Annotated in this window: 16 protein-coding genes and 1 pseudogene; 8 read left to right on the top strand and 9 right to left on the bottom strand. The window is 69.3% G+C overall.

Annotated features, from left to right (window positions below; all coding sequences use genetic code 11):
* Window positions 1-63: 63 nt before the first annotated feature.
* Window positions 64-1416 carry an endonuclease domain-containing protein gene (locus OH809_RS43200; protein WP_406415328.1) on the bottom strand — a complete coding sequence of 451 codons (1353 nt, stop codon included), beginning with the start codon at window positions 1414-1416 and terminating at the stop codon, window positions 64-66.
* Window positions 1377-1613, bottom strand: coding sequence for a hypothetical protein (locus OH809_RS43195; RefSeq protein ID WP_406415329.1), 237 nt, complete (start codon window positions 1611-1613; stop codon window positions 1377-1379). The genes OH809_RS43200 and OH809_RS43195 overlap by 40 nt, the downstream gene beginning before the upstream one ends.
* Before the next feature lie 999 nt (window positions 1614-2612).
* Here OH809_RS43195 and OH809_RS43190 point away from each other — a divergent pair.
* Together OH809_RS43190 and OH809_RS43185 are read left to right on the top strand one after the other, a co-directional pair.
* The gene (locus OH809_RS43190; RefSeq protein ID WP_406415331.1) at window positions 2613-3635 is read left to right on the top strand and encodes a tyrosine-type recombinase/integrase; all 1023 of its coding nucleotides are present in this window, start codon (window positions 2613-2615) and stop codon (window positions 3633-3635) included.
* Window positions 3635-5464: a tyrosine-type recombinase/integrase gene (locus OH809_RS43185; RefSeq protein ID WP_406415333.1), complete on the top strand. Its 1830-nt coding sequence runs from the start codon at window positions 3635-3637 to the stop codon at window positions 5462-5464. Before OH809_RS43190 ends, OH809_RS43185 begins: the two co-directional genes overlap by 1 nt.
* 27 nt (window positions 5465-5491) lie before the next feature.
* Here OH809_RS43185 and OH809_RS43180 read toward each other — a convergent pair whose 3' ends face one another.
* Entirely contained in the window at window positions 5492-6085 is a 594-nt protein-coding gene (locus OH809_RS43180) for an Imm21 family immunity protein (protein WP_406415335.1), read from the bottom strand.
* 179 nt (window positions 6086-6264) lie between these two features.
* On the opposite strand from OH809_RS43180, the gene OH809_RS43175 reads away from it, so the two are divergent.
* The 3 genes from OH809_RS43175 (at window position 6265) to OH809_RS43165 (ending at window position 13199) form a co-directional block, all read left to right on the top strand.
* The gene (locus OH809_RS43175; RefSeq protein WP_406415336.1) at window positions 6265-7245 is read left to right on the top strand and encodes a Mu transposase domain-containing protein; all 981 of its coding nucleotides are present in this window, start codon (window positions 6265-6267) and stop codon (window positions 7243-7245) included.
* Window positions 7242-8075: an IS21-like element helper ATPase IstB gene (gene istB / locus OH809_RS43170; RefSeq protein WP_406415338.1), complete on the top strand. Its 834-nt coding sequence runs from the start codon at window positions 7242-7244 to the stop codon at window positions 8073-8075. The genes OH809_RS43175 and istB overlap by 4 nt, the downstream gene beginning before the upstream one ends.
* A gap of 975 nt (window positions 8076-9050) precedes the next feature.
* Window positions 9051-13199, top strand: a complete 4149-nt coding sequence (locus OH809_RS43165) for a carboxypeptidase regulatory-like domain-containing protein (RefSeq protein ID WP_406415340.1) — start codon at window positions 9051-9053, stop codon at window positions 13197-13199.
* Window positions 13200-13522: 323 nt separating this feature from the next.
* Here the strand turns inward: OH809_RS43165 and OH809_RS43160 are convergent, their stop codons facing one another.
* Window positions 13523-14452, bottom strand: coding sequence for an NADP-dependent oxidoreductase (locus tag OH809_RS43160; RefSeq protein WP_406415341.1), 930 nt, complete (start codon window positions 14450-14452; stop codon window positions 13523-13525).
* An 89-nt stretch (window positions 14453-14541) separates the two neighbouring features.
* Between OH809_RS43160 and OH809_RS43155 the strand changes: the two genes are divergently transcribed.
* Window positions 14542-15477: an AraC family transcriptional regulator gene (locus OH809_RS43155; protein ID WP_406415342.1), complete on the top strand. Its 936-nt coding sequence runs from the start codon at window positions 14542-14544 to the stop codon at window positions 15475-15477.
* 489 nt (window positions 15478-15966) lie between these two features.
* Here OH809_RS43155 and OH809_RS43150 read toward each other — a convergent pair whose 3' ends face one another.
* From OH809_RS43150 to OH809_RS43130, 5 genes and pseudogenes are all read right to left on the bottom strand, one after another.
* Entirely contained in the window at window positions 15967-16263 is a 297-nt protein-coding gene (locus OH809_RS43150) for a hypothetical protein (RefSeq protein WP_406415344.1), read from the bottom strand.
* A 244-nt stretch (window positions 16264-16507) separates the two neighbouring features.
* On the bottom strand, window positions 16508-19198 hold the full coding sequence (locus OH809_RS43145; RefSeq protein ID WP_406424630.1) for a SpoIIE family protein phosphatase: 2691 nt from the start codon (window positions 19196-19198) through the stop codon (window positions 16508-16510).
* A gap of 88 nt (window positions 19199-19286) precedes the next feature.
* Window positions 19287-19766 (bottom strand): annotated as a pseudogene (locus OH809_RS43140) (hypothetical protein); the annotation flags it as partial.
* 103 nt (window positions 19767-19869) lie between these two features.
* Window positions 19870-20010, bottom strand: coding sequence for a hypothetical protein (locus tag OH809_RS43135; protein WP_406415346.1), 141 nt, complete (start codon window positions 20008-20010; stop codon window positions 19870-19872).
* Window positions 20011-20347: 337 nt separating this feature from the next.
* On the bottom strand, window positions 20348-20779 hold the full coding sequence (locus OH809_RS43130) for a hypothetical protein (protein WP_406514806.1): 432 nt from the start codon (window positions 20777-20779) through the stop codon (window positions 20348-20350).
* A gap of 33 nt (window positions 20780-20812) precedes the next feature.
* Between OH809_RS43130 and OH809_RS43125 the strand changes: the two genes are divergently transcribed.
* A complete protein-coding gene (locus tag OH809_RS43125) occupies window positions 20813-22225 on the top strand; it encodes a Mu transposase C-terminal domain-containing protein (RefSeq protein ID WP_406415349.1) in 1413 nt (470 codons plus the stop codon).
* Window positions 22129-22581 carry a transposase gene (locus OH809_RS43120; RefSeq protein ID WP_406424632.1) on the top strand — a complete coding sequence of 151 codons (453 nt, stop codon included), beginning with the start codon at window positions 22129-22131 and terminating at the stop codon, window positions 22579-22581. Before OH809_RS43125 ends, OH809_RS43120 begins: the two co-directional genes overlap by 97 nt.
* Window positions 22582-22768 lie beyond the last annotated feature (187 nt).

The following is a 22768-nucleotide window of genomic DNA, read 5'->3' as shown; positions in this document are numbered from 1 at the left end:
GGCAATGCTCCCGGCAGGACTCGAACCTGCGGCCAGACGCTTTAGAAGGCGCCCGCTGTTTGCTCAGAACAGCGCCAGGCCCTCACTGCTGGTGTCCGCGATGACTGGCCGAAACCGGGTGGGGAGGCCATCCAGGCGGTCGGGTCCGGCCGCGGCGGCAACGGCAGGGGCGGTCTCGGCCAGCCAAGTGCCAAACCGCTCGGCGGCTTCGCGGTAGGGGACTCGCGCCAGGACACGGTGCTCGCCGGAGGGGCAGAAGTCGACGGCGACAGTGAGCAGGCAGGAACGGGGCGTGTTCTGGCTGCCCGTCCAGGACACGCGCAGCGCGCCGCAGGGTTTGCGTGCGCGGGAGCCGCGGGGGTCGCGGTGGGTCGGGCGCAGTGATCGGCAGGCTATGTGGGCGGTCCATGCGGCGAGGTGGGGCAGTGGGAGGGTGGTGCGGGTGCGGCAGCCGGGGCAGCGGTGCCAGTGGTGGAGCCAGTCGGCCGTGTGGGTGTGGAAGAGGCGTGTGTAGTGGTTGGCCACGCGGATGTCGTTGCTGTAGAGGTGGTCGGGGCGTTCTTGTGTGTTGCAGGAGTGGCAGACGGGGGCGCGGACGTAGCCGTGTTCGTGGCAGTGGTCGAGTACGGCGGCGGGTGCGGTGCGGCAGATGGCGCAAGTCCACCCAGCCACCTTGCGGGAGGTGCCGGGTTTCCTGCTGAGTACCGAGTACAGGTGGCCTTTCAGTTCCTCGTTGTACGGGCGCAGTGGGGCGGTTGGGCAGTGGGGGCTCGTCGTCTGCCGGCCGTCGGCGGCTCGGGCCTGCCAGTGGTGGGAGGGCGACTCGGTGGCGGTTGCGCTTGCCTGGCGGGTCCGTGCGGCTTGCAGCCACTGCGTTTCGGTGTGCTCGGCCGCGTCCAGCAGTCTGACCACGGCGCGCGGCAGCCACCATGTCCGCGCCGTCCGGTCGCGGGTTTCCTCCACGAGTATCCGCCGCCAGTCGATCCCCGCCAGATGGTGCGGCCGGCCGCCTTCAGGTTGTGCTGCCCGCTCGGGGTCGCCCAGCTCCTGCAGTTCCCGGGTGATGCGCTGGCGCCATCGCAGCGGCGTTTTCTCGTTCTGCTTCTGCTTCTGCGCGCTACGGAACGGACCGATGCGGACCAGGTCCTGGCGGTCCATCTCAACCGCGTTCAGTTCCGCTGCCGCCCGGCGCACCTCAGTCTCCGGAACACTCCACTGGCCGCCGCTTACCTTCACCGTCACCACCACACGGCCGCCGAGTAGGACGTAGCCCGCCTGGGCATTGGCAGGAGAGCAGGTGAACGCCGCAGAAGCCGTCGGCACAGCGCTGCCGGCCGTCAAGCCGGCCCACAGAGCGTCCGCGGCACCAGGAGTGATCAGGCCGCCCGTACGGCCCGGGATGACACGCTCTGACATACCGACAGGCTAACGGTCGGTCTCCGCAGCGCCGCCCGCATCGCCTCCGCATCTGTGGCCTCGACGACCGCGCGCGACCCCAGACCCACTGCGGCATTGGCGGCCGGGACCAGGTTCGAGGCCGCCGCCCACCGCCAGGCCGCAACCGGCACCTTCAGCCGGCCCGCTGCCTGGTACCCGTCGTACGCCTCACGCATCACGACCACTCCGTTCTCACATCGCTGCGACCTCTCGTTTTCGTGTCAGTACGCGACCTTCACGTATACCGCCCGGTGACAGTACCGACACCCCCGATCTCTCATCTCATGACAGTGGCAGCACGTACGGCGAGCCCGACGTATGGCTCACTGTCTAGGACGGCCTTTTTTGGCCCCGGGGTAACGGGTTGTTTTGGACCCGGGTGAAGAACGGATTGTTTTGGCCCCATCTAGGAGTCATTGAGGCGGGATGCACTCGTTTGGAGTAATGCCGGATTGACCCGGGTTCGTGGCCGGGATCACGCTGTGCGGGTTGTCAGCTGGCCGTGTCAGGAGGCCGGGTTTTGCAGCGTGTTGAGTTGTTCGAGCGGATTCGTCGTGACCGAAGGCTGGAGGACGCCTCGGTCCGGACTCTTGCTCGGCGTTACGGAGTGCACCGCCGGGTGGTGCGCCAGGCTTTGGACAGTGCATTGCCACCTGCGCGGAAGCCCATCGAGACGCGCCGGTCGGTTCTTGACCAGGGCAAGGGCTGGATCGACGAGATGCTGCGGGCGGATCTGACCGCGCCGCCGAAGCAACGCCACACCAACAAACGGATCATGGACCGGCTGCGAGACGAGTACGGATTCCCCGTCGCCTACAGCACCCTCAACGACTACCTGCGAGTGCGCCGGCCGCAGATCCGTGAGGAGGCTGAGCGTTTCCGGATGCTGACGGAGGGCATGGTTCCGCAGTTCCACCGGCCCGGCGAGGAGGCCGAGGTCGACTTCGCCGAGGTCTGGGTACGGGTCGATGGCAAGCCGATGGCCTGCCAGCTGTTCACGCTGCGGCTGTCATATTCGGGCAAGGCGGTCCACCGGGTGTTCTCCACGTCCGGGCAGGAAGCCTTCATGCAGGGGCACGTGGACGCCTTCCGGATCCTGGGCGGTTATGTGGGTGACAACTCTTCCGCGATCTCGTGTTCCCGGTCAGGATGGTCGCTCCCGTCGAGGAGCTCGGATGGCCTGGCAGCCGCAGTTGGTACGACGCGTCGATGCCGCAGGGAACCCCACGGCATCACTCGGGCACGCCCTGGTCGACGACTACCTGGAGTTCGTGGCCGCCCGCTGCCGGCCGAACACCCTGCTGGCCACCGCCTACGACCTGAAGGTCTTCTTCTCAGTGGTGCCCAAGGAGCCGACCGACGTCGTCACCGCGGACATCTTCGCGTTCATCACCGCGCAGAAGAAGCCGAGGCGAGGACCGAAGGTCGTCCGGCTCGAAGACGGTGAAGCAGGACTCTCGGCCCGGACCATCAAGCGCCGACTTGCCAGCATCTCCGGGCTGTTCGGCTACCTCATGACCCGCGACGACCTGGCCATTGATCGCAACCCGGTGCCGACGGGGCTGGCCAACCGCCGCCGCAGCGGCAATCGCGGGGCACCGCTCCTGCGCACGCCCCGAACCCTCCCGCGCGTCCTCGGACCGAACGAGGTCGAATTGGTCCTCGGTGCGCTGAACACCGCACGGGACCGGGCCATGGTCCTGGCCATGTTGCTGGGCGGACTGCGCCGCTGCGAAGTCCTCGGTCTGCGCCTGGGTGACCTCTCACCGGGTGAGCGTCGGGTCTTCATCAGCGAGGGCAAGGGCGGCCACCAGCGCCTGATACCCATCTCTGCACAGTTCTTCAGCGCGGTCGGCGACTACCTGGACCGCGAGCGTCCGCCGGTCGGGCACGACCGGCTGTTCGTGGTGTTGCGCGGGCCGACCCGTGGCCGGCGGCTCTCCGCCGACGGCCTGGACGAGATCCTCGACGGCGTCCGGAAGCGCACCGGACTGCCGAAGTTGACCTGCCACCAGCTCCGCCACACATGCCTGACCCGGCTGCGGGAGGCGGGCATGGCCCTGGAGGCGGTACAGGCTCAGGCCGGCCACCGTTCCATCGAGTCGACCCGCGTCTACATCCACCTGGCGAACAGCTGGCTCGTCGAGCAGTACCTGGAGGCAAGCGCCGCCATCGACGCCGACCGGGCGGAGTCCTGATGCGCCGAGCCCGCGCCGCTGCCCTGCCGATCGTGAACCCGGACCTCGTCGAGTGCTACCTCGCCCACCGGGCTGCGCAGGGCATGGGCACTGATCACAAGGTCCGCTGGGGAGCTCGGGCACTGCTCGCCCAAGTCCCTGACCTGGCCGACTTCTGCCGCCTGCCGCTGGAACGCCAGCTCGCCTTCAACCACGAGACCCACCGGTTCATCAGCTGGCTCTCGGTGACCGGACGCCTGCAGCCCGGAGCGGACTACCTGGTCGCCCGGCGCCCGCGACTGGGCATCGTCCTCGCCCGCACGGAACCGGAACTGCATCTGCGGTTCATGGAGACCGCCCGCGCGCTCGGTTTCCGCGACACGGTCGCCATGACCCAGTTCAACCTGCTCGCCCACTTCATCGCGCTGTTCGGCAAGCAGCCGGAAGAGCTGCAGCAGAGCGACTGGGACGAGGGTCGCCGCCTACTGCTGGAGGCCGCCCGCCGCATCCCCAACCGCGGCGTCAAGGCGCTGTCGACCGCCCTGTTCAACCTGGAAGCGACCCTGTTCCACTGCGAGTTGAGTGATCAGCTCCCAAGGCGACGGTCCCCGGACCGCGCCGACATGCGGGCCCGAGAGTGGGCCCGCGTCCCGCCCGGGATGACCGACACCATGCACCACTATCTGCAGCAGATCGCCGGAACCGTGCGGCCGGGCACCGTGAAGAACGCCGAGCTGACACTGCGGGAGTTCGCCCTGCTGGTCGCCACCCAAGACACCACCGTGACCCGCGTCGCCGAGCTCAGGCGAAGGCACGTCGAGCACTATCGGCAGTGGCTGCTGGAACGGCCGGCCGCCCGCGGCGGACCGCTGCACCGGCACACCGTCCGCGACCGCCTCAGCAAACTGCGCGGCTTCTTCCGCCGCCTGGACGAGTGGGACGCCGCCGACCGGCCACCCCGCCAGCTGGTGTTCGACAGCGACTTCCCGATCGCGGACGAGCCGCTGCCCCGCTTCCTCGACGACGCCGCTGCCGCCAAGCTGCTGGCCGCCGCCCGCCAGGATCCCGATCCGTTCGCCCGGCTGGGCATCGAGATCCTCGCCCGCACCGGGATGCGCCGCAGCGAGATGCTCGGCCTGACCATTGACGCGGTGGTGCAGATCGGGTCCGCCTACTGGCTCCGTGTCCCGGTCGGCAAGATGCACACCGACCGCTACGTTCCCCTGCACCCGCAGTTGAAGACGCTGCTGGACGACTGGCTGCTGCACCGGCCCGAGGGCCTGCGCTCGAACCTGCTGTTCACCGACCACGGCCGCCCGGTCAACGCCTCCCGCATCGAGGCCGCGGTCCGCAAGGCGGCCGAGAGGGCAGGGCTGGGCAGGGTCACCCCGCACCAGCTCCGCCATACTCTGGCCACCCAGGCGATCAACCGGGGCATGTCCCTGGAAGCCATCGCCGCACTCCTCGGACACCGCTCGTTGTCCATGACACGTGTTTACGCCCGGATCGCGGACCGGACCGTCGCCGACGAGTACTTCGCCGTCTCGGAGAAGGTCGAGGCCCTCTACGACGCCCCGCGCCAGCTGCCCGCCGACGCCGAGGGAACGGAGATGGCCAAGCTCCGGCGGGAGATGCACCGCCGGATGCTCGGCAACGGCTACTGCGCTCGCCCCGTCGAGATGGACTGCCACTTCGAATCGATCTGCGAGTCCTGCACGTTCTTCGTCACCACGATCGAGTTCCGGCCCACCCTCAAACGCCAGCGAGACGACGCGGCGGCCAAGGGACAGGTCGCCCGCGAGCAGATCTTCGACGGACTCCTCAGCCGACTCGACGGGGAAGCGTCCTGACCTCCTCCTGCCGAGGGCTGATCTCGCTCAGCTCGATGGCTGAGGCAGAAGTCGGATCACGCCCACCGAGGTGTCCTCGATGGGTGAGGCATGGACGGCGCGGACCATCCAGCTGCCGGGCGGCAGGGCGACGGGGGCCTGCTCCGGCATGCCTCCGCCGTTCGGGTACTCGACGCTGAGCTCGGCTCCGGCGGTCACGGAGTCCATGAGAACCGCTGGGCCGTCCGTCTCCCAAATGCCGTACTCCTCCCACATGGTGGTGGAGTCGGCGAGCACGGCCCGGGCCGCGGCGATCAGGTCGGCCTCGCTGTTGGCGCCCAGCCAGCGAACGAAGGCCTGGTGCTCCGGCAGATAGAAGCTGCTGGCCGGCTCGTCCGCCAGGACAAGTCCCTGGGCGCCCTCCTCGCCGACGGCGATCACGCCGGCCAGACCCTCCACCTCGCAGGCGCGGTCGTAGTCGTCCAGAACGTCACCGCTGCCGACGACCATCCCCGACTGGGTGCAACCATGCCACTGGGTCAGCGCGGAAACCGGCACTGCGATCAGCGGGCCGCCCATCGACTCGACCCAGGTGCGGGAAGGCTCGGCCGAGCCGGCTGCGGTGGAGGGGAACGGCGTCATGACGCCAGTATCCCCGGGGCCTCTGACAACGAGCCGTCAGGCTGCCCACGCAAGCCATCTCTTGACACCAAGACCCGCATATTAGAGGTGTCCCGACCCGGCACATCCGTTACGACAACCTCAAGCCGGCGGTCTCGCAGGTCTGCTTCGGCCGGTCGCGGGTGGAGTCGCAGAGGTGGGTGGCCTTCCGGTCGCACTACGGATTCGACGCCTTCTACTGCCGTCCCGGCGTCGAGGGCGCCCATGAGAAGGGCGGCGTCGAGCACGAGGGCGGGCGGTTCCGCCGGTCGCACCTGGTCCCGGTCCCCGAGGTCGACACGCTCGCCGAGCTGAACGAGAAGATCGAGCGGATCGAGATCGACGAGGACGTCCGGCACATCGACAACCGGCCCACCTCGGTGGGCTTCGACTTCGACTATGAGGCCCCATTGCTGGCCCCGTTGCCGTTCGAGGACTTCGACATCGGGCTGACGCTGACGCCGAAGGTCGACAAGACCTCCCGGATCACGGTCCGGCAGAACAAGTACTCCGTCCCGGCTCGCTTCATCGGGACAAACGTCCGTGTCTCGTTGCGGGCGGACGAGGTCTGGGTCTTCGAGCGCAACGAGCTGGTGGTCCGTCATCCGCGTCTGGCGGGCCGCTACGGCTTCCGCGACCTGCTGGACCACTACCTGGAGATCCTGCGGCACAAGCCCGGCGCCCTGGAGCACTCCACCGGGCTCGCCGCGGCCCGCGAGAGCGGGCAGTTCACCGCGACGCACGACGCGTTCTGGGCGGCGGCCGTCGAGTCGCGGGGACGCTCGGCGGGGACCAGGGCCCTGATCGAGGTCCTGCTGCTGCATCGGCGGCTGCCCGACGAGGCGGTCGTCGCGGGCATGAAAGCGGTCCTGGAGGCCGGTTCGGTCTCGCCGGACCTGGTGGCCATCGAGGCCCGCAAGGCGGTTGCCGCAGCGGGGGGTCCGCCGCCGGTGGTCATCGCCCCGCACGCCGCCGTGGTGACGGTGACGGCGGAGCCCGACACGGCGGAGCCGGAACCGGATTCCGCGCAGGTCATCTCGCTGCCGCAGCGGCGGCCTGTCCTGCCGCCGGACTCCCGGCCTGAACCATCGCTGGCCGCCTACGGCCAGTTGCTCTCTATCCAACCGAAAGGCTCAGCATGACGCAGAGCACCACCCCTGCCCCTGCGACCTCGGGGCGGTGGGGTTCCTTCGGCCTGCCTGCTCAGCGCGGGCCGAACCCCTCGGACACGATCGACGCGGCCTGCCGGACCCTGGGCCTGTCCGGGGTCCGTTCACGCTGGGACGAGTTCGCCTCCCAGGCCCTGCGCGAGCAGGCGTCCTACGCGGACTTCCTGGCCGACCTGCTGGAGAGCGAGTGCGAGGACCGTGACGCCCGCCGCAAGGTCCGCCGGGTCAAGGAAGCCAACTTCCCCCGCCCGAAGCGGATCGAGGACTTCGACTTCTCGAAGAACCCGAACATTCCGCAGGAGGTGATCAACACCCTCATGCAGCCCGCCTGGGTCCAGGCCGGCAACCCGCTCTGCCTGATCGGTGACTCCGGCACTGGCAAGTCGCACCTGCTGATCGGGCTAGGCACCGCGATCGCTGAGGCCGGCGGGCGCGTCCGTTACACCACCGCGGCGAACCTGGTGAATGAGCTGGCCGAAGCCGCGAGCGACAAGCAGCTGGGCCGCACGATCAAGAAGTACGGCCGGGTGGACCTTCTCTGCCTGGACGAGCTCGGCTACGTCAAGCTCGACCGGCACGGCGCCGAGCTGCTATTCCAGATCTTCACCGAGCGCGAGGAACGGCACGCGATCGCCGTCGCGTCGAACAGGCCGTTCACCGAGTGGGACCAGACCTTCACGGACAAGCGACTCTGCCAGGCCATCGTCGACCGGCTCACCTTCGAAGCCCACATCATCGAGACCGGCACCCAGTCCTTCCGCCTCGCCAGCACCACCGCCAAGCGCAAGGCGGCGGCGGCCTGAGAACCTGCCGGCCGGGGGCAAGGACTCACACCTTCGCCCCCGAGCCTCGGCCCTCACGAACACACAGCTGCATCGCCGAGTGCTGCACGACTACGCTGACGTCATGTCACCGTCAGACTGGACACGGCTCACCGAAGCGCGGGGATGGCGCCGACTGGGAATCGTTTGCAGCCACGTCATCAGGCGTCCCTGTCCTGATCATCGCCCTCGCAGGGCTGGCCTTCCTCATCACCAGATTCGGCAAAGACTTCCCCGTGCTCTATGGCATGACCCCTCTGGGCGCCGTTCTGATCTCCAGGAGCATGGGCCGCTACCGTGTGGCCGATCCCGCTGACGAGATTGGCGATAAACCCCCAAGCTAAGTAGCTGTTGTCGTTCCGATCTTGAGCGGTGTCCGTCGAACGGGAGTCTCGATTGGGTGGTCGCGGGGCGCTGGGCGCATACGAGCAGGGCCTCCTGAACAGCTCGTTGGTGTCGAATCACCGAGCAACAGGAGGCCCGCCGCTCCGGCAGTTCCGGGAGCTCCTTCTCAGGCTGGCCGCCGACGCCTTCTGCCGTCCCGCTGCGAGCCGTGGTCGAAGTACCTGACGGTTGATTCAGGATTGGAACCCGGCCGCTGAGCACCGCCGCCACCGACAACAACGCTGTGCGCCCTGCGCCGAGGACAGCGGAGTGTGCAGCCGGTCCTCATGGCGCAGCTCACGGATACGCATCCGGACGCTGCTGGGCAATGTGGTGATGGTTCATCGGAAAAGTCTTGTTCGGTGCATGGCGGATTGCCGCCATGCCATGCATCCGCCACGCGTTGCTTCTTGCTGCGGTGGCGGGTTGCCGCGCCAATGGTGGACCGGCGGATGAATGCCATCCGCTGTCGACCGGGAACCAGTGCACGGGTCGACCCCAGCTCTACATGGGAGTCACACGTTGCCCACTTTGAGGCAATCGAGACCAGTCGCGCGGAGGATATCCGCGCGGTTGGCCGTACTGACCGCGGTGGCCGTGGCCGTCATGGGGGCGGGCTTTCCCGCCGCCCAGGCCGCCACGGACAGCGCGGCCGCGGCTTCGGGCACCTCCGCATCAGCGGCCGGTCCTGGGGTGGAGCAGGTCTGCAGCACGCCCAAGAAGGGCGAGTTCAGCTGCTTCGCCCTGCGTCGTACCGACATCAAGGGCGTCAAGGGCGTCCAGTTGGCGGCCGCCGCACCGAGCGGCTTCGGCCCCGCTGATCTGCAGAGCGCCTACAACCTGCCGGCGGACGGTGGCGCGGGCCAGACGATAGCCATCGTCGACGCCTACGACAATCCGAACGCCGAGGCGGACCTGGCTGTCTACCGCCAGCAGTACGGCCTGTCCCCGTGCACCACCGACAACGGCTGTTTCCAGAAGGTCGACCAGCGTGGGGGCACCAACTACCCGGCCCCGAACGCAGGCTGGGCGGGCGAGATATCGCTGGACCTTGACATGGTCTCCGCGGCCGCCCCCAATGCCCACATCCTTCTCGTCGAGGCCGACAGCGCCGGCTTCGCGGACATGGGTGCGGCCGTCGACCAGGCCGTTGCCATGGGCGCCAAGTACGTGTCCAACTCCTACGGCACCAACTACACCAGCACGCCGGGCAGTGGCGAGGACTCGTCCGAGCTCCTGCTGGACGCCCACTACAACCACCCGGGTGTCGCCGTGGTGGCCTCCTCCGGCGACAGTGGCTATGGCGTCTCCTACCCGGCGGCCTCGCAGTATGTGACCGCGATCGGCGGCACCGCCCTGAAGCGGGACACCGCCACCAGCCGCGGCTGGTCCGAGTCGGTGTGGAACAACGTTTCAGGCGGCACGGGCTCGGGCTGCTCGCTGTACGAGCCCAAGCCGGCCTTCCAGACCGACACCGGCTGCCGCAAGCGGTCCGTCGCTGATGTGGCCGCGGTCGCCGACCCGGCCACCGGGGTCGCGGTGTACCACACCTACGGCGGCTCCGGCTGGGCCGTCTACGGCGGCACCAGCGCCTCGGCGCCGATCATCGCGGGCGTGTACGCGACCGCAGGCACCCCCGTCACGGGCAGCTACCCCAACTCGTACCCCTACCAGAACTCCCAGAACCCGTCGGCGCTCAACGACGTGACGACGGGCGCCAACGGCAGCTGCAACCCGGGCTACTTCTGCACCGCCGGTCCCGGGTACGACGGCCCGACCGGCCTGGGCACGCCCAACGGCACCGCAGCGTTCCGCAGCGGCCCGCACGGCAAGGTCTCCGGAACCGTCACCGACACCTCCGGCGCGGCCCTGTCCGGCGTCTCCATCGCCGCCGGCGACTACCGCGCGACCACCGACGCCAAGGGCCACTACAGCCTGGTCGTGCCGCCCGGCACCTATGACGTCACCGCCTCCGCCTACGGCTACGCGACCAAGAAAACCACCGGGGTCACCGTCCTCGACGGCGGCACCCTGAACGCCGACTTCGCCCTGGCCGTGGTGCCCAGCCGGACCGTCACCGGCAAGGTGACCGACGGCTCCGGCCACGGCTGGCCACTGTACGCCAAGATCACCGTCGACGGTGTGCCAGGCGCACCGCTGCACACCGACCCGTACACCGGCGCGTACAGTATCGAGCTGCCGCAGGACAGCACCTACACCCTGCACATCGACGCCCAGTACCCCGGCTACCAGCCCGTCACCAAGCAGGTGACCGTCGGCGGCTCGGCGCAGACCGTGGACGTCGCCGTCCCGGTGGACGCAAAGGCGGCCAGGGCCCCCGGCTACGCGGTCAAGCTGACCGGCCCGACCGAGCCCTTCGACTCCACCACGTCCGCTCCCGAGGGCTGGAGCGTCGTCAACGCCGATGGCACCACCGGCGGCTGGGAGTTCGGCGACCCGGGCAAGCGGGGCAACAGGACCGGCGGCTCCGGCGGATTCGCCGTAGTCGACAGCTATTACTACGGCAGCGGCAAGAAGCAGGACAGCTCGCTGCTGTCGCCGGTCTTCGACCTGACCGGCTACGCCGACCCCAAGGTCGCCTTCGACACCCAATTCCTGACATTCGGCCAAGGCCTGACCGCCGACATCGACGTCACCACCGACGGCGGTGCCACCTGGACCAACGTCTGGAAGCGCACCGCCACCCTGACCGGCCCGAGCCACGTCGAGGTCCCGCTGACCGCCTACGCCGGGAAGTCCGGTGTGCAGCTGCGGTTCCACTTCACGGGCTCGGGCTACTGGTGGGCGCTCGATAACGTGTTTGTCGGTCAGCGCACCTACGAGCCTGTCCCCGGCGGCCTGGTCGCCGGTACCGTGACCGACGGCAACACCGGTGAGGCCATCGTCGGCGCCACCGTGGTCAACGGCGACGCCCCGCAGGAGAAGGCCATCACGGCCGCCACCCCGGACGACCCGGCGCTCGGCGACGGCTTCTACTGGATGTTCACCACCAAGACCGGCGACCACGCCTTCACCGCCTCCAGGCCCTACTACTCCGACCTGGCCAAGACGGTGAACGTCGCCCCGGACAGCACCACCCAGGCCGCGTTCGCCCTCAAGGCAGGCCGGCTCACCATCACCCCAGGATCCGTCAACAAGACCCTTGACTGGGGCAAGCAGACCACGCAGGACCTGACGGTGAAGAACACCGGCGGGGCACCCGCCACCCTCACCCTGGGCGAGCAGTCGGGCGGTTTCCACATGCAGGCCGCCGGAGGTGCGCCGCTCAACCTGGTGAAGGGCACCTTCTCGCCACTGGCCACCAAGGCCGACAAGGGCACCGGGACGCAGGCCCGGGCGAGCGCGGCGACCGCCAACGCGGGTGGCGATGCCTGGCAGCTGGCGGCCACCCTGCCGACCGGCCTGCAGGACAACGCGGTGGACGCCGGTGGCGGCAAGCTCTACTCCGCCTTCGGCTACACCGGTAGCGAGGACACCAACGCGCTGTACGCCTACGACCCCGGCACCGGCTCCTGGTCCCAGCTGGCCTCCGCGGCCGACACGCGCAGGGCCCCGGCCCACGGCTTCATCGGCGGCAAGCTGTACGCGGTCGGCGGCTGGGGCGTCTCCGGCAGCCCCGACGCCAAGCTCGAAGTCTATGACCCGGCCTCGAACGCCTGGACCACCAAGGCCCCCTCGCCCAAGCCGTACGCCGGTTCGGGCAGCGCGGTGCTCGACGGCAAGCTGTACGTCGTCGGCGGCTGCGCCACCAGTTCCTGCGGCACCAAGGACGTCACCGTCTACGACCCCACGTCCGACAGCTGGTCGCAGATCGCGCCCTACCCGGAGCCGGTCTCCTGGGCGGCGTGCGGCGGCATCGGCGTCAAGCTCTACTGCGCCGGCGGCGTGACCGACACCGCCTCTGTGAAGCATGCTTACGTCTACGACCCGGCGTACGACAGCTGGTCTGCCATCGCCGACCTGCCCATCGACCTGTGGGGCTCGGCGTACAGCTCGGCCAACGGCCTGCTGCTGACCTCCGGCGGCGTCACCGCACAGGGCGTCACCAACCAGGGCTTCGCCTTCGACCCGCGCACCGGCAGCTGGACCGCCCTGCCCAACGCCAACCTCGGCGTCTACCGTGCCGGCGGCGCCGCCGGCTTCTACAAGGTCGGCGGCAGCCCCGGCGGCAGCGTGACGCCGGTGGTCATCGTCGAGGTGCTGCCCGGCTACGACCAGGTGGGCTCCTGGGACGTCAGCTGGCTGTCCACCTCCCAGCAGAAGGTGACGCTCCAGCCCGGGGCGAGTACCACGGTCACGGTCACCCTGAACGCTTCGGTCCCCGAGATCACCCAGCCCGGCGACTACACCGCCGCGCTGACCGCCCGGACCGACACTCCGTACCAGAGCCCCGAGATCGACGTGACCATGCACGTCAACCCGCCGGCCAGCTGGGGCAAGTACGCCGGCACCGTGCTGGGCGCCGACGGCAAGGGCGGCACCGTGCCGCTCGCCGGGGCCACGGTCCAGATCAACGGCTCGGCGGCGAGCTACACGGTGCGGACGGCCAAGGACGGCACCTTCGCCCTGTGGCTGGACAGCCGCAACAACCCGCTCACCGTGACCGCGTTCAAGGACGGCTACCAGTCGATCACCACCAGTGTGAAGATCAAGAAGGGTGAGACGACGACCGGCAACTTCACGCTGAAGAAGGCCTCCTGACCGTGTCCCTCTGACCCACGCGGGCCGGTCCTCCGGGACCGGCCCGCGTGGCACTCAGATGCCAACCGTCGTCCAGGAAAGCGGGGGGGTACCGCTGGCAGTTCACGGAAACGCATGCGGCCACGGCTGGGCAATATGGTGATGGTTAACCGGTAAAGTCCTATCTAAGGACGCAGCGGCGAACTGACCGGCAGCGGTCCCCTGCTGACAATCCTGCGAGCCCCTCTGTCGGCGTACCCGCCAACATGCTCAGCCAGGTACACGGGAACGTGCCCACCGGGAAGGGTGCGCGGGAGCTGAAGAGAGCGTTCGGCCGCCCAGCCTCAAGGAATGATGATGACCTTGCCTCGGGTCCGGCCGGCCTCACTGAGGCGGTGAACGTCTGCGAGGTCGGTCAGCGGGCGTGACTCGCTGATGTCGATGGCGACCGCGCCCGCCTCGACGAGTTCCACAAGCGCCGCCAGACGCGCTACATCGTTTCGGGCGACCATGTGCATCGCAGTCACCCCGGCATCAGCAGGTGACTCGACCGGGGTCGCGATCGAGACGATACGCCCGCCCGGCCGCACCAGAGGCGCCAAAGCTGCGGCGTCCGGCGGGCTCAGCGGGACCAGATTGAGCAGAGTGTCCACCGGGCCGTCGAGCGAGGCGCCCACCGGCCCTGCGGTGTAGTCGATCACTCGGTCCGCACCCTGCCTCCGGACCGCCTCGGCGCTTCGAGCACCGGCCGTGGCGATCACCTCGGCTCCGGCATACTTCGCGAGCTGCGTGACGAAGCCGCCGATGCCGCCGCCTGCACCGTTGACCAGCACCCGCTGGCCAGCGGCTACCTTCCCATGCTCGAAGACCGCCTGCCATGCCGTCAGGCCGGCCAAGGGAAGAGCCGCAGCGTTCGCGAGAGGGACAGCGTCCGGTACCGCGACCAGCACGGCGACGGGCGCCCGTACGTATTCGGCGGCCCCACCGCTGTCGAGCCACCCGATGACCCGGTCGCCGACGGCGAACCCCTGCGCCCCCGCGCCGATCTCGGCCACGGTGCCGGCGACGTCCCACCCGAGTGTGTAGGGCAGGTCCACAGGGAGGAACGCCTGCAGCATTCCGGCGCGCAACGCGGCCTCGGTGGGATTGAACGAGGTCGCGGCGACACGGATGAGCACTTCACCGAAGGCGGGTCGAGGGCGCGGAACTGCGTCGTAACGGATCACGGAAGCATCGCCGAATTCATGGATACGCGCGGTCTTCATCATCGTCATACCGCGAATCTACGAACGCACGCGGAGACGATCCATGCGTCAGAGCGCCCAGTTCATGCGCGTACGTCTCGCACACGTACGCTCAGCGCATGGATGTACTCAGCGACGTGGTCGCGGTGACGCGCACCGGCCGCTCCCGGTCGGCGCACGTGCGGTGGCATGCCCCGTGGAGACAGGAGTTCGCCTCCGTCCCAGGGTCGGCGGGCTTCCAGGTGGTCCTGCAGGGTTCCTGCTGGCTGCTGCCTCCGGAGGCGCAGCCCGTCCAGCTGGGCGCGGGCGACGTGGTGTTCCTTCCCCACGGCAGCGGGCACACCCTGGCCGACAGCCCCGAAACCCCAGTGACGGCCCCTGCCTGCGGCCCCGACGACCACCAGCTGTCCGGCACCTACGCCTCCGACAGCGTCGACCGGAGCGGAGACGACGGCCCGGTCACCGTGGTGCTCTGCGGGGCCTACCAGCTCGACCCGTCCCGCACTCACCCCCTGTTGCTGACCCTTCCGCAACTGATCCACTTGCCGACACAGGCGGTCCGCCATCCGCAATTGAGCTCAGCCGTGGAGCTACTGGCCGCAGAGGTGGAGAACCCGCGTCTGGGCACGGACGCAGCCGTCCCCGCGCTGCTGGACGCGCTGCTGCTCTACATCCTGCGCATCTGGTTCAACGGACAGTCCTCCCTGGGCAACACCACCGGATGGGCCGCCGCACTCAACGACCCCCCGGTCACCGCCGCCCTCCACGCCATCCACCGAGACCCGGCTTCGCCGTGGACAGTGGCGAAACTCGCGGCGGAAGCCGGGCTCTCCCGGGCTCCGTTCGCCAGGCGCTTCGCCCTGCTGATCGGTCAACCGCCCCTCGGCTACCTGACCTGGTGGCGGATGACCACGGCGGCGCGCCTGCTGCGGACTTCGGACGCACCCTTGAGATCCATCGCCGCCCAAGTGGGCTACACATCCGAGTTCGCCTTCGCCAACGCGTTCAAACGAACGCACGGAACGGCACCCGGTACCTACCGGCGGAGGAGCTGAATCCGGCGCTGCAACCTGGGCACGTTCAGTTGTACGTGACTGGGGACAGTCAGGTGTACGCCGACACCATCGCCCACGGGCGGGCGCCAACAAGGCGCCCGCCCGTCCGCATTCCTGTCAGGGGAAGCGGCCGGGCGGGCGTCGTGAATCACACGTTACCGCCACCAACCCGGGCCAAAAGACACGATCCTGCTCCGTCCTAGGACAGTCAGGAAACGTCACCCGATCGAGGGTGGGGCCAGAACAATCCGTTCCTCCCGCAGCCCTCCCACGCCGTTCACCCACACGGCCCAAAGTGGGGCCAAAACAACTCGGCGGGGTGGGGCCAAAACTGCCCGGCGAAAACAACTCACTGACCAGCATGTCCCGGCAACACACGAGGAACCCGCCACTGTCACACCATTCACTGCACGAAAGCGAGAGATCGCACCCCACTGACACCAAACCAGCACATCGCACTGATCCGCCTGGCCGAACCACGGCCCACGATCAGCCGGCGGCGGGATCTCTGCCGACCAGCTGCGCGAGCAGCTCAATGATCTGCGCCTGGCTACGCTCCATCTGCTGGCTGAGCGAATCAAGGCGGCCATCAAGCCGGTCCACCTTCTGATCAAGGTTCCCAACCTGCAGACGCACCGCGGTGAGGTCGGACTTGATGATCCCGAACTCGCGGTCGGTCTTCTCCGCGACCTCTTCGAAACGCCGGGTAAGAGCAGCGTCGCTGGACGTGAACAAAGCCAGCGCTGTGACCTGCGCTGGAAGGCAGCGTGCGGGCTGGGGCTCCACGACACCGCGTTTCGATCCCTCGCTGCTGACCTACTTCCGCCGCCGCCTGCAACGCTCCGGTGACCCGAACCGGCTGTTCCACAAGGTCAGGGAGGTCGTGGCGGCCACGGGCGTCCTCAAAGGCCGGCGGCCGCGGGCTTTGGACTCCAATCAGGTTCGACCAGCGCCAGCAGTGCCGGCCGCAGACCCGGATCCAGATCCGCGACCCGCACCAGCAGTTGCGCTGCAACCGAATACGCCGCCGTCACAGCTCTGTGTCAGTCCATAGATCCAACAGGTTGTCGCCGAGGCCTGCACCGGGTTCGGCTGCGGCGTCGTGGAGGGATTGTTCGGTCCAGATGACCTTGCCGCGGGCGCCGTACCGGGTGCCCCAGCGCTGGGCGAACCGAGCGACGAGCAACAGCCCGCGGCCGCCCTCGTCCGTGGTGGCCGCCCGCCGCAGGTGGGGGGAGGTGCTGGAGCCGTCGGTGACCTCGCAGATCAGGTGGTTGCGGTCGTGCAGCAGGCGCAGCCGGATGGGCTGGGTGCCGTATCGGATGGCGTTGGTGACCAGTTCGCTGACGATCAGCTCGGTGGTGAAGGCGACTTGGTCCAGGCCCCAGGTCTCCAGCTGGCGGGTGACGTCGGTACGGACGCGGGAGACTGCCGCCGGGTCGGAGGGCACCTCCCAGTCCGCGACCCGGGCCGGGTCCAGCAGGTGGGTCCGGGCCACCAGCAAGGCGATGTCGTCGCGGGGGCGCTCGGGGAGCATGGTGGCGAAGACGGTCTGGCAGGTGGCCTCCGGGGTGCGGTCCACAGCATCGGCCAGGGCCGTGCGCAGCTGCTCGATTCCGGTGTCGAGGTCGCGGTCCCTGTCCTCGATCAGCCCGTCGGTGTAGAGGACCAGCTGGCTGCCCTCGGGCACAGTGAGTTCGGCTGTCTCGAAGGGCAGGCTGCCGCCCAGGCCCAGCGGGGGACTGACGGGTACGTCCGGGAAGGTGACGGTGCCGTCGGGGTGGACCAGGGCGGGGCCGGGGTGGCCAGACCGGGCCACAGTGCATCGGCCGGAGACGGGATCGTAGATGGCGTACAGGCAGGTGGCCCCCGTGACCCCCTGGCCATCGGCCTCGTCGTGGTCGATGTGGGCGACCAGCTCGTCCAGGTGGCTCAGGAGTTCGTCCGGGGCCAGGTCCAGGGCGGAGAAGTTGTGCACGGCGGTGCGCAGCCGACCCATGGTGGCGGCGGCGTGCAGGCCGTGGCCAACGACGTCGCCGACCACCAGGGCCACCCGGGTGCCGGGCAGGGGGATGACGTCGAACCAGTCGCCGCCCGCCCCGGCCTGGGCGGGCAGGTAGCGGTGGGCGACCTCGACGGCGGTCTGCTCGGGCAGGGTGCGGGGCAGCAGGCTGCGCTGCAAAGTGGCCGCCAGGGTGTGCTCGCGGGTGTAGCGGCGGGCGTTGTCGATGCACAACGCAGCACGTCTGGCCAGCTCCTCGGAGAGGGAAAGGTCCTCCTCCCCGAAGGGAGGGGAGGCGTCCGCCCGCCAGAAGTTGGCCATCCCCAGCACCACCCCGCGGGCCTGCAGCGGCACCGAGATCAGGGAATGGATTCCGTACTCCAGCACCCGCCGCGCCCGCTCCGGGTCCTGGGCCCGCCAGCCGTCGGAGTCGGCGAGGTCCGACTCCAGCACAGCGTGGCCGCCGGCCGCCCCGGCGGCGATGGGGTTGGTGGAGGCGAAGCGGATCAGCTCCCCCACGGGGTAGAGAGGCAGGTCGCCACGGACGCCGCTGACGGCGGTGCGGCGCATTTCGGTGCTTGCCTCGGCCGGCTCCTCGCCACGCAGCACCGGATCCAGCAGCTCCACAGTGACGAAATCGGTGAACCGCGGGACGACCATCTCCGCCAGCTCCTCGGCGGTGCGCACCACATCCAGCGTGGTGCCGATCCGCACGCCCGCGTCGTAGAGCAACTGCAGGCGCTCGCGGGCCACCTCGGCCCGGCCTGCGAGTGTGCGCAGTTCGGTGGTGTCGCGCAGCGTGGCCACGCTGCCCGCCGGGCCGCCGTAGCGCTCGATGGGCCGGACGTTGACGGCCAGCAGCCGGTCGCCAGCCAGATGGACCTCGTCGGTGGCCGTCCGCCCCGAGGAAAGCAGCTCGGCGGCGCCCGGGGTCAGGCCGAGGTCGGTGATCTGGCGCTGCTCCGCGTCCGCCGGCAGCTCCAGCAGCCGCCGCGCCTCGTCGTTGGCCAGCAGCAGCCGCCCATCACCGCCGACGATGAGCACGCCCTCGCGCACCGCATGCAGCACCGCGTCATGATGCTCGTACATGCGAGTCATCTCGGCGGGGCCCAGTCCGCGGGTCTGGCGCAGCAGCCGCCGGCCAATCAGCGCCGACCCGCCCGCGACCAGGGCGAGCGCGCCGCCCGCGGTGCCAAAGAGCACCGGAAGCTGCCCGGCCACCGCTTCGTTCACCTTCTTGACCTTGATCTCGGGGGACACGATGCCGGCGACCGAGCCGTCAGGCCGGAAGACGGGGACCTCCGCGAAGACCGAAACGCCCAGCGGAGTCACCTCGGAGTCCGTGAGGGCCGTGCCCCTCACCGCCTTCCGGTAGGGGTCGCCCTTGACTACGTGTTTCCCGATCCGATGCGGGTCGGGGTGGGTGTACCGGATCCCGTCCGTGCTGATGACCACGATGGCGTCGACGCCGGACCGCTTCTGGGCCCTCTCGGTGAGCGGTTGCAGTACCGCGCTCGGATCGCGGCTGTCCAGCGCCTGCACGATCCCCGGAGAATTCGCGAACGCCTCGGCGACGGCAAGCACCTCGTCGCGGGCTTTCTCCGTCCCTTGGTGCTGGGCCTGGACCGCCAGCGTCACCACCATCGCGGCCACGAGCAGCACCACGACCGCCAGCTGCAGGAGGAACACCTGACCGGCGACGCTCCGCGCGCTCACCAGGGAGCGCAGGCGCCGCCCGGGCGACCGGTGCTGGATCTCCCGTTCGTCCGCGGGACGAGTCGGCTGCTCCGTTCCCGGACGTGGAACCTCACGCCGTCTCCACGCACGCCAACCAGCGAACCGACGGGCGAGCTGTCGGCGCGCGGTGCGCCGGGGCGGCCAGGGCGTGGTCATCTTCGGCCTCGTATTCATGGTGCGGATTCGGGAGCGGGCCGCCGCCGGAGCGCTGTGTGGCGGCCCGCAGAATATGGTTTATGGCAGGCCCGAAATTCGACCGTGCCAGAACCGGAAATCTATTGACTGGACGTGCGTAACATCCGCACGCAGGCCAGCGGCGCTGGTGCCCCATTTCCGTGAAACTGGTGCCCCATTCCGTGAAATACGACTCGGTGATGACCCCCGCGACGATCGGATGCAGCTCCTCCTCCGTCGCACCATCCTCCCGAAGCTGGAGGATCTGCGCGGCGTAGGTGGGTGAGATCGGCGTGGTGATGGTGCGCTCGCGGCCATCGTCCGAGCTGCCCTTGCAAGCGAATCCGAAGTACGCCGTCACCTCCACCATCATGCCGCTGGAGGCGGCTGCCTGCTCGCGCGCCTGTGCCCTGACCTGCGGTTGCCACTCAGATTCGGTTGCCTACACCAGGCGGCCTGGAGCCGCTTCTGAGGCTTGGTCAGCTTCCCAGCGCGGTGAACCAGGGCGCGGCCTTGCGCGGGTCTTTGAGGCGCAGCAGCGAGGCGTAGGCGAACAGGATGCGGTGGGCGGGGCGGTTGCCGGTGTCGCCGTAGAGCAGGACGTCCCTGAAGGGGTTCACAACTGCTGAGCAAGCACATCGTTTTGGCGAACATGGACACGATTGGGTGAACGGTGTGACGAGCTGCGGGTATGCCCGGCGGGGTGTGCGTAACGTATTCGGTGCGATCTGGGACGCCGGGTGTGGCGTCAGCAGTCGGGGCCCCCGTGTCACCAGCGAGATGGTTCGGGGCCTCCCCGTCGCCTCTGGCCACACCCATATGGCCAGGTCGTAGGAATTCCGCCCGCCCGGGACGGACCGCATACGGGATATGCGTCGCCGACCGGGACGCGAAAGCGGAGTACCAGTGCGCCCAAGACCGTTCGGGGCGTACCGGTGAGCCGGGACTCACTCCTGCTCACTGCCCAGGAACGGTACGGGAGGGACTGCTGGAGGACGCAGACGCCGGCGGCCGCCCATGCCAGGGCTGTGGTGAGGTCGCCAGTGCCGTTTTCGGCGTCGGTGAAGTCGCCTTCGTCTTCGAGGCGGCGTACTCGTAGGCGAAGGTGGCGTAGGAGTCGAGATCGCGGGGGTGCAGCAGGCGGCCGCCGATCGTCACGCTGGCCTTCTCGTACGCTGCGTCGTGTTCCTCGCTGGACTCCTCATCCGGGGTCCAGATCCGCTCCATCCTCCACTCCCGCCGCGGCGGCAGAGCAGCGATCTTCTTCTCCAGCGGAGACAGGCCACCCGGCTCATCGGCGAACTCGGCGTAGTGCGCGGCCGAGTCGAACAGGTACGCCTGCGACTCCTGTGTCCACGCAAGCAGCGGTCGGTCCAGTTTCTTCAGCACCAGCGGGCGGCCGAGGATCCGGACGCGCCCGCGGTGCCGTCGCTCTCCACGTTGCACCGGGCGGTCCGCCGGGACCTGACCCGCGGGGAACGGGCCGGCCTCAAGAGCGGGGAAGCGGCGCGGCACGCGCATGACGTCTTCGGGCAGCGTCCGGCGACGCACCGCAACGCGGTGTGGGAGGGCGACCACAAGCACGTGCCCGTCGGGGTCGATGTGGAGGGTGAGCTGGCCACTCCGTGGGTGACCTGGTTCATCGACTGCGCCACCAAAGCAATCACCGGGGTGGCGGTCACCGCGCACGCGCCGAGCCGGGACGCGGTGCTGGCGTCCTTGCGCATTGCGATTACCCGCACCGAGCCGTTCGGGCCGGTGGGCGGGCTGCCCGGTCAGATCCGGGTCGATCGCGGCAAGGGGTTCCTGTGCGCGACGGTCACCGCGGCGATGGGCGCGCTCGCCGTCCCCGTGGCCGATCTGCCCGCCTACACCCCGCATCTGAAGGGCACCATCGAGGCGCTGAACGACGCGGTGGAGGAGATGTTCCTCGTCTCACTCCCCCGCTACACCGGCCGCCAAAAACTCACCGGCGGCCATCTCGCCGACCCCGACGCCCCGCCCCTGACCTACGAGGCGTTCGTGGGCCTGCTGCTGGACTGGGTGGCCTGGTGGAACACCTGCCACCACCCGTCCGCGTTGAACGGGAAAACCCCCGTCGAGGCGTGGCAGGCCGACGCGACACCGCTGACGGATGTGTCCGCCGGGCAGCTGGCGACGTTCGCCCTGGAGGACGACGGCCGCACGTACACGATCAGCACCAGCGGGGTGCGGTGGCGCCGCCGGGACTACCTCGCCCCCTGGATGAACGGCCGTACCGGCACCAAAATCTCGGTACGGCACCTGCCCCACCACGACGACACCATCGAAGTCTTCGACGCCGCGACCGGCCGCCACCTCGGATCGGCCTTCCTGGCCGCCGCCGCGAGCAGGGAGCAGATCCGCTCCGTCCAAGCCGCACGCACCGCGGCCGCCCGCCGGCTCAAAGCCGATCTGAAAGCCGCGGAGAAACTACGCCGCCGGCGCTTCGAAGCCTCCACCACCGCCGCCCCGCCCCACCCGCTCACCTCCCCGACCTCCGTGCAGGCCGAAGAGGAGCTGGGCGCGGCGGCGCAGACGGACCACCGTGTGCTGGCCCGTCCTGATCTCGTTCCGTACGGCCCCGCGCCCGATACCTGGGCCCGCCCGAGGTCCGACGCCCACGCGCCGGACGGCCGGGGCGCAAGGCCTTCGTGTCCGGCAAGAAGAAGCAGAACACGATCAAGACCACCACCTTCAGCGACCAGCAGGGCCGCACGCTGTTTTCCGGTGTCGTCCGCCGTCGGGACGCGGACACCGTGCGGGCGTTCTTCGACCTGCTGGGCGAGGAGCGGTCGGCGAAGATCACACACGTGACCGCGGATGCCGCCGAGTGGATCTCCACGGTCGTGGCCGAGCGGTGTCCGAACGCGGTGCGAATAATGGACCCCTTCCACGTCGTGCAGTGGGCCACCGATGCCCTGGACGAGGTCCGCCGCGCCGTGTGGAACGCCGAGCGCGGTGGCAAGGGCCGCGCCACGCGCGGGTCAAAGTCCCTGAAGAAGGCCCGCTTCGCGCTGTGGAAAAACCCCGAGGACCTCACTGCTGGCCAGCGTGCCCAACTCGCCTTCATCGCCAAGGCCCATCCGACCCTGCACCGCGCCTACCTGCTCAAGGAGGGCCCGCGGGCCGGCCTACGCAGCCCGGTGGCGTTCCCGGTTCCGAAGCGCTGACCACAGGGGTGGCCGTTCCATGGGGAGCTGCCACCCCGGGCCGTCCCGCCCCGACTGGCGCCCCAGCGCCTCGATGACCGGCCGGGCCGATGCCCGTTCCTGCCCCGATACAGCAGTGAAACCAGAGGATGCTGATGTCTTGTCATGCACGCTGCCAGGAATCAGACTGGGCCGACAGACCGTGATC

The sequence above is a fragment of the Streptomyces sp. NBC_00873 genome (assembly GCF_045207415.1).
In the GTDB taxonomy this organism is placed as follows: Bacteria; Actinomycetota; Actinomycetes; order Streptomycetales; family Streptomycetaceae; genus Streptomyces.
This window is presented reverse-complemented; position numbering and strand designations above follow the sequence as displayed.

Bases quoted from the DNA above. Each gene is read 5' to 3' on its own strand.
- OH809_RS43200 (WP_406415328.1), bottom strand. From the start codon at position 1,416: ATGTCAGAGCGTGTCATCCCGGGCCGTACGGGCGGCCTGATCACTCCT.
- OH809_RS43195 (WP_406415329.1), bottom strand. From the start codon at position 1,613: ATGCGTGAGGCGTACGACGGGTACCAGGCAGCGGGCCGGCTGAAGGTG.
- OH809_RS43190 (WP_406415331.1), top strand. From the start codon at position 2,613: ATGGCCTGGCAGCCGCAGTTGGTACGACGCGTCGATGCCGCAGGGAAC.
- OH809_RS43185 (WP_406415333.1), top strand. From the start codon at position 3,635: ATGCGCCGAGCCCGCGCCGCTGCCCTGCCGATCGTGAACCCGGACCTC.
- OH809_RS43180 (WP_406415335.1), bottom strand. From the start codon at position 6,085: ATGACGCCGTTCCCCTCCACCGCAGCCGGCTCGGCCGAGCCTTCCCGC.
- istB (WP_406415338.1), top strand. From the start codon at position 7,242: ATGACGCAGAGCACCACCCCTGCCCCTGCGACCTCGGGGCGGTGGGGT.
- OH809_RS43160 (WP_406415341.1), bottom strand. From the start codon at position 14,452: ATGACGATGATGAAGACCGCGCGTATCCATGAATTCGGCGATGCTTCC.
- OH809_RS43155 (WP_406415342.1), top strand. From the start codon at position 14,542: ATGGATGTACTCAGCGACGTGGTCGCGGTGACGCGCACCGGCCGCTCC.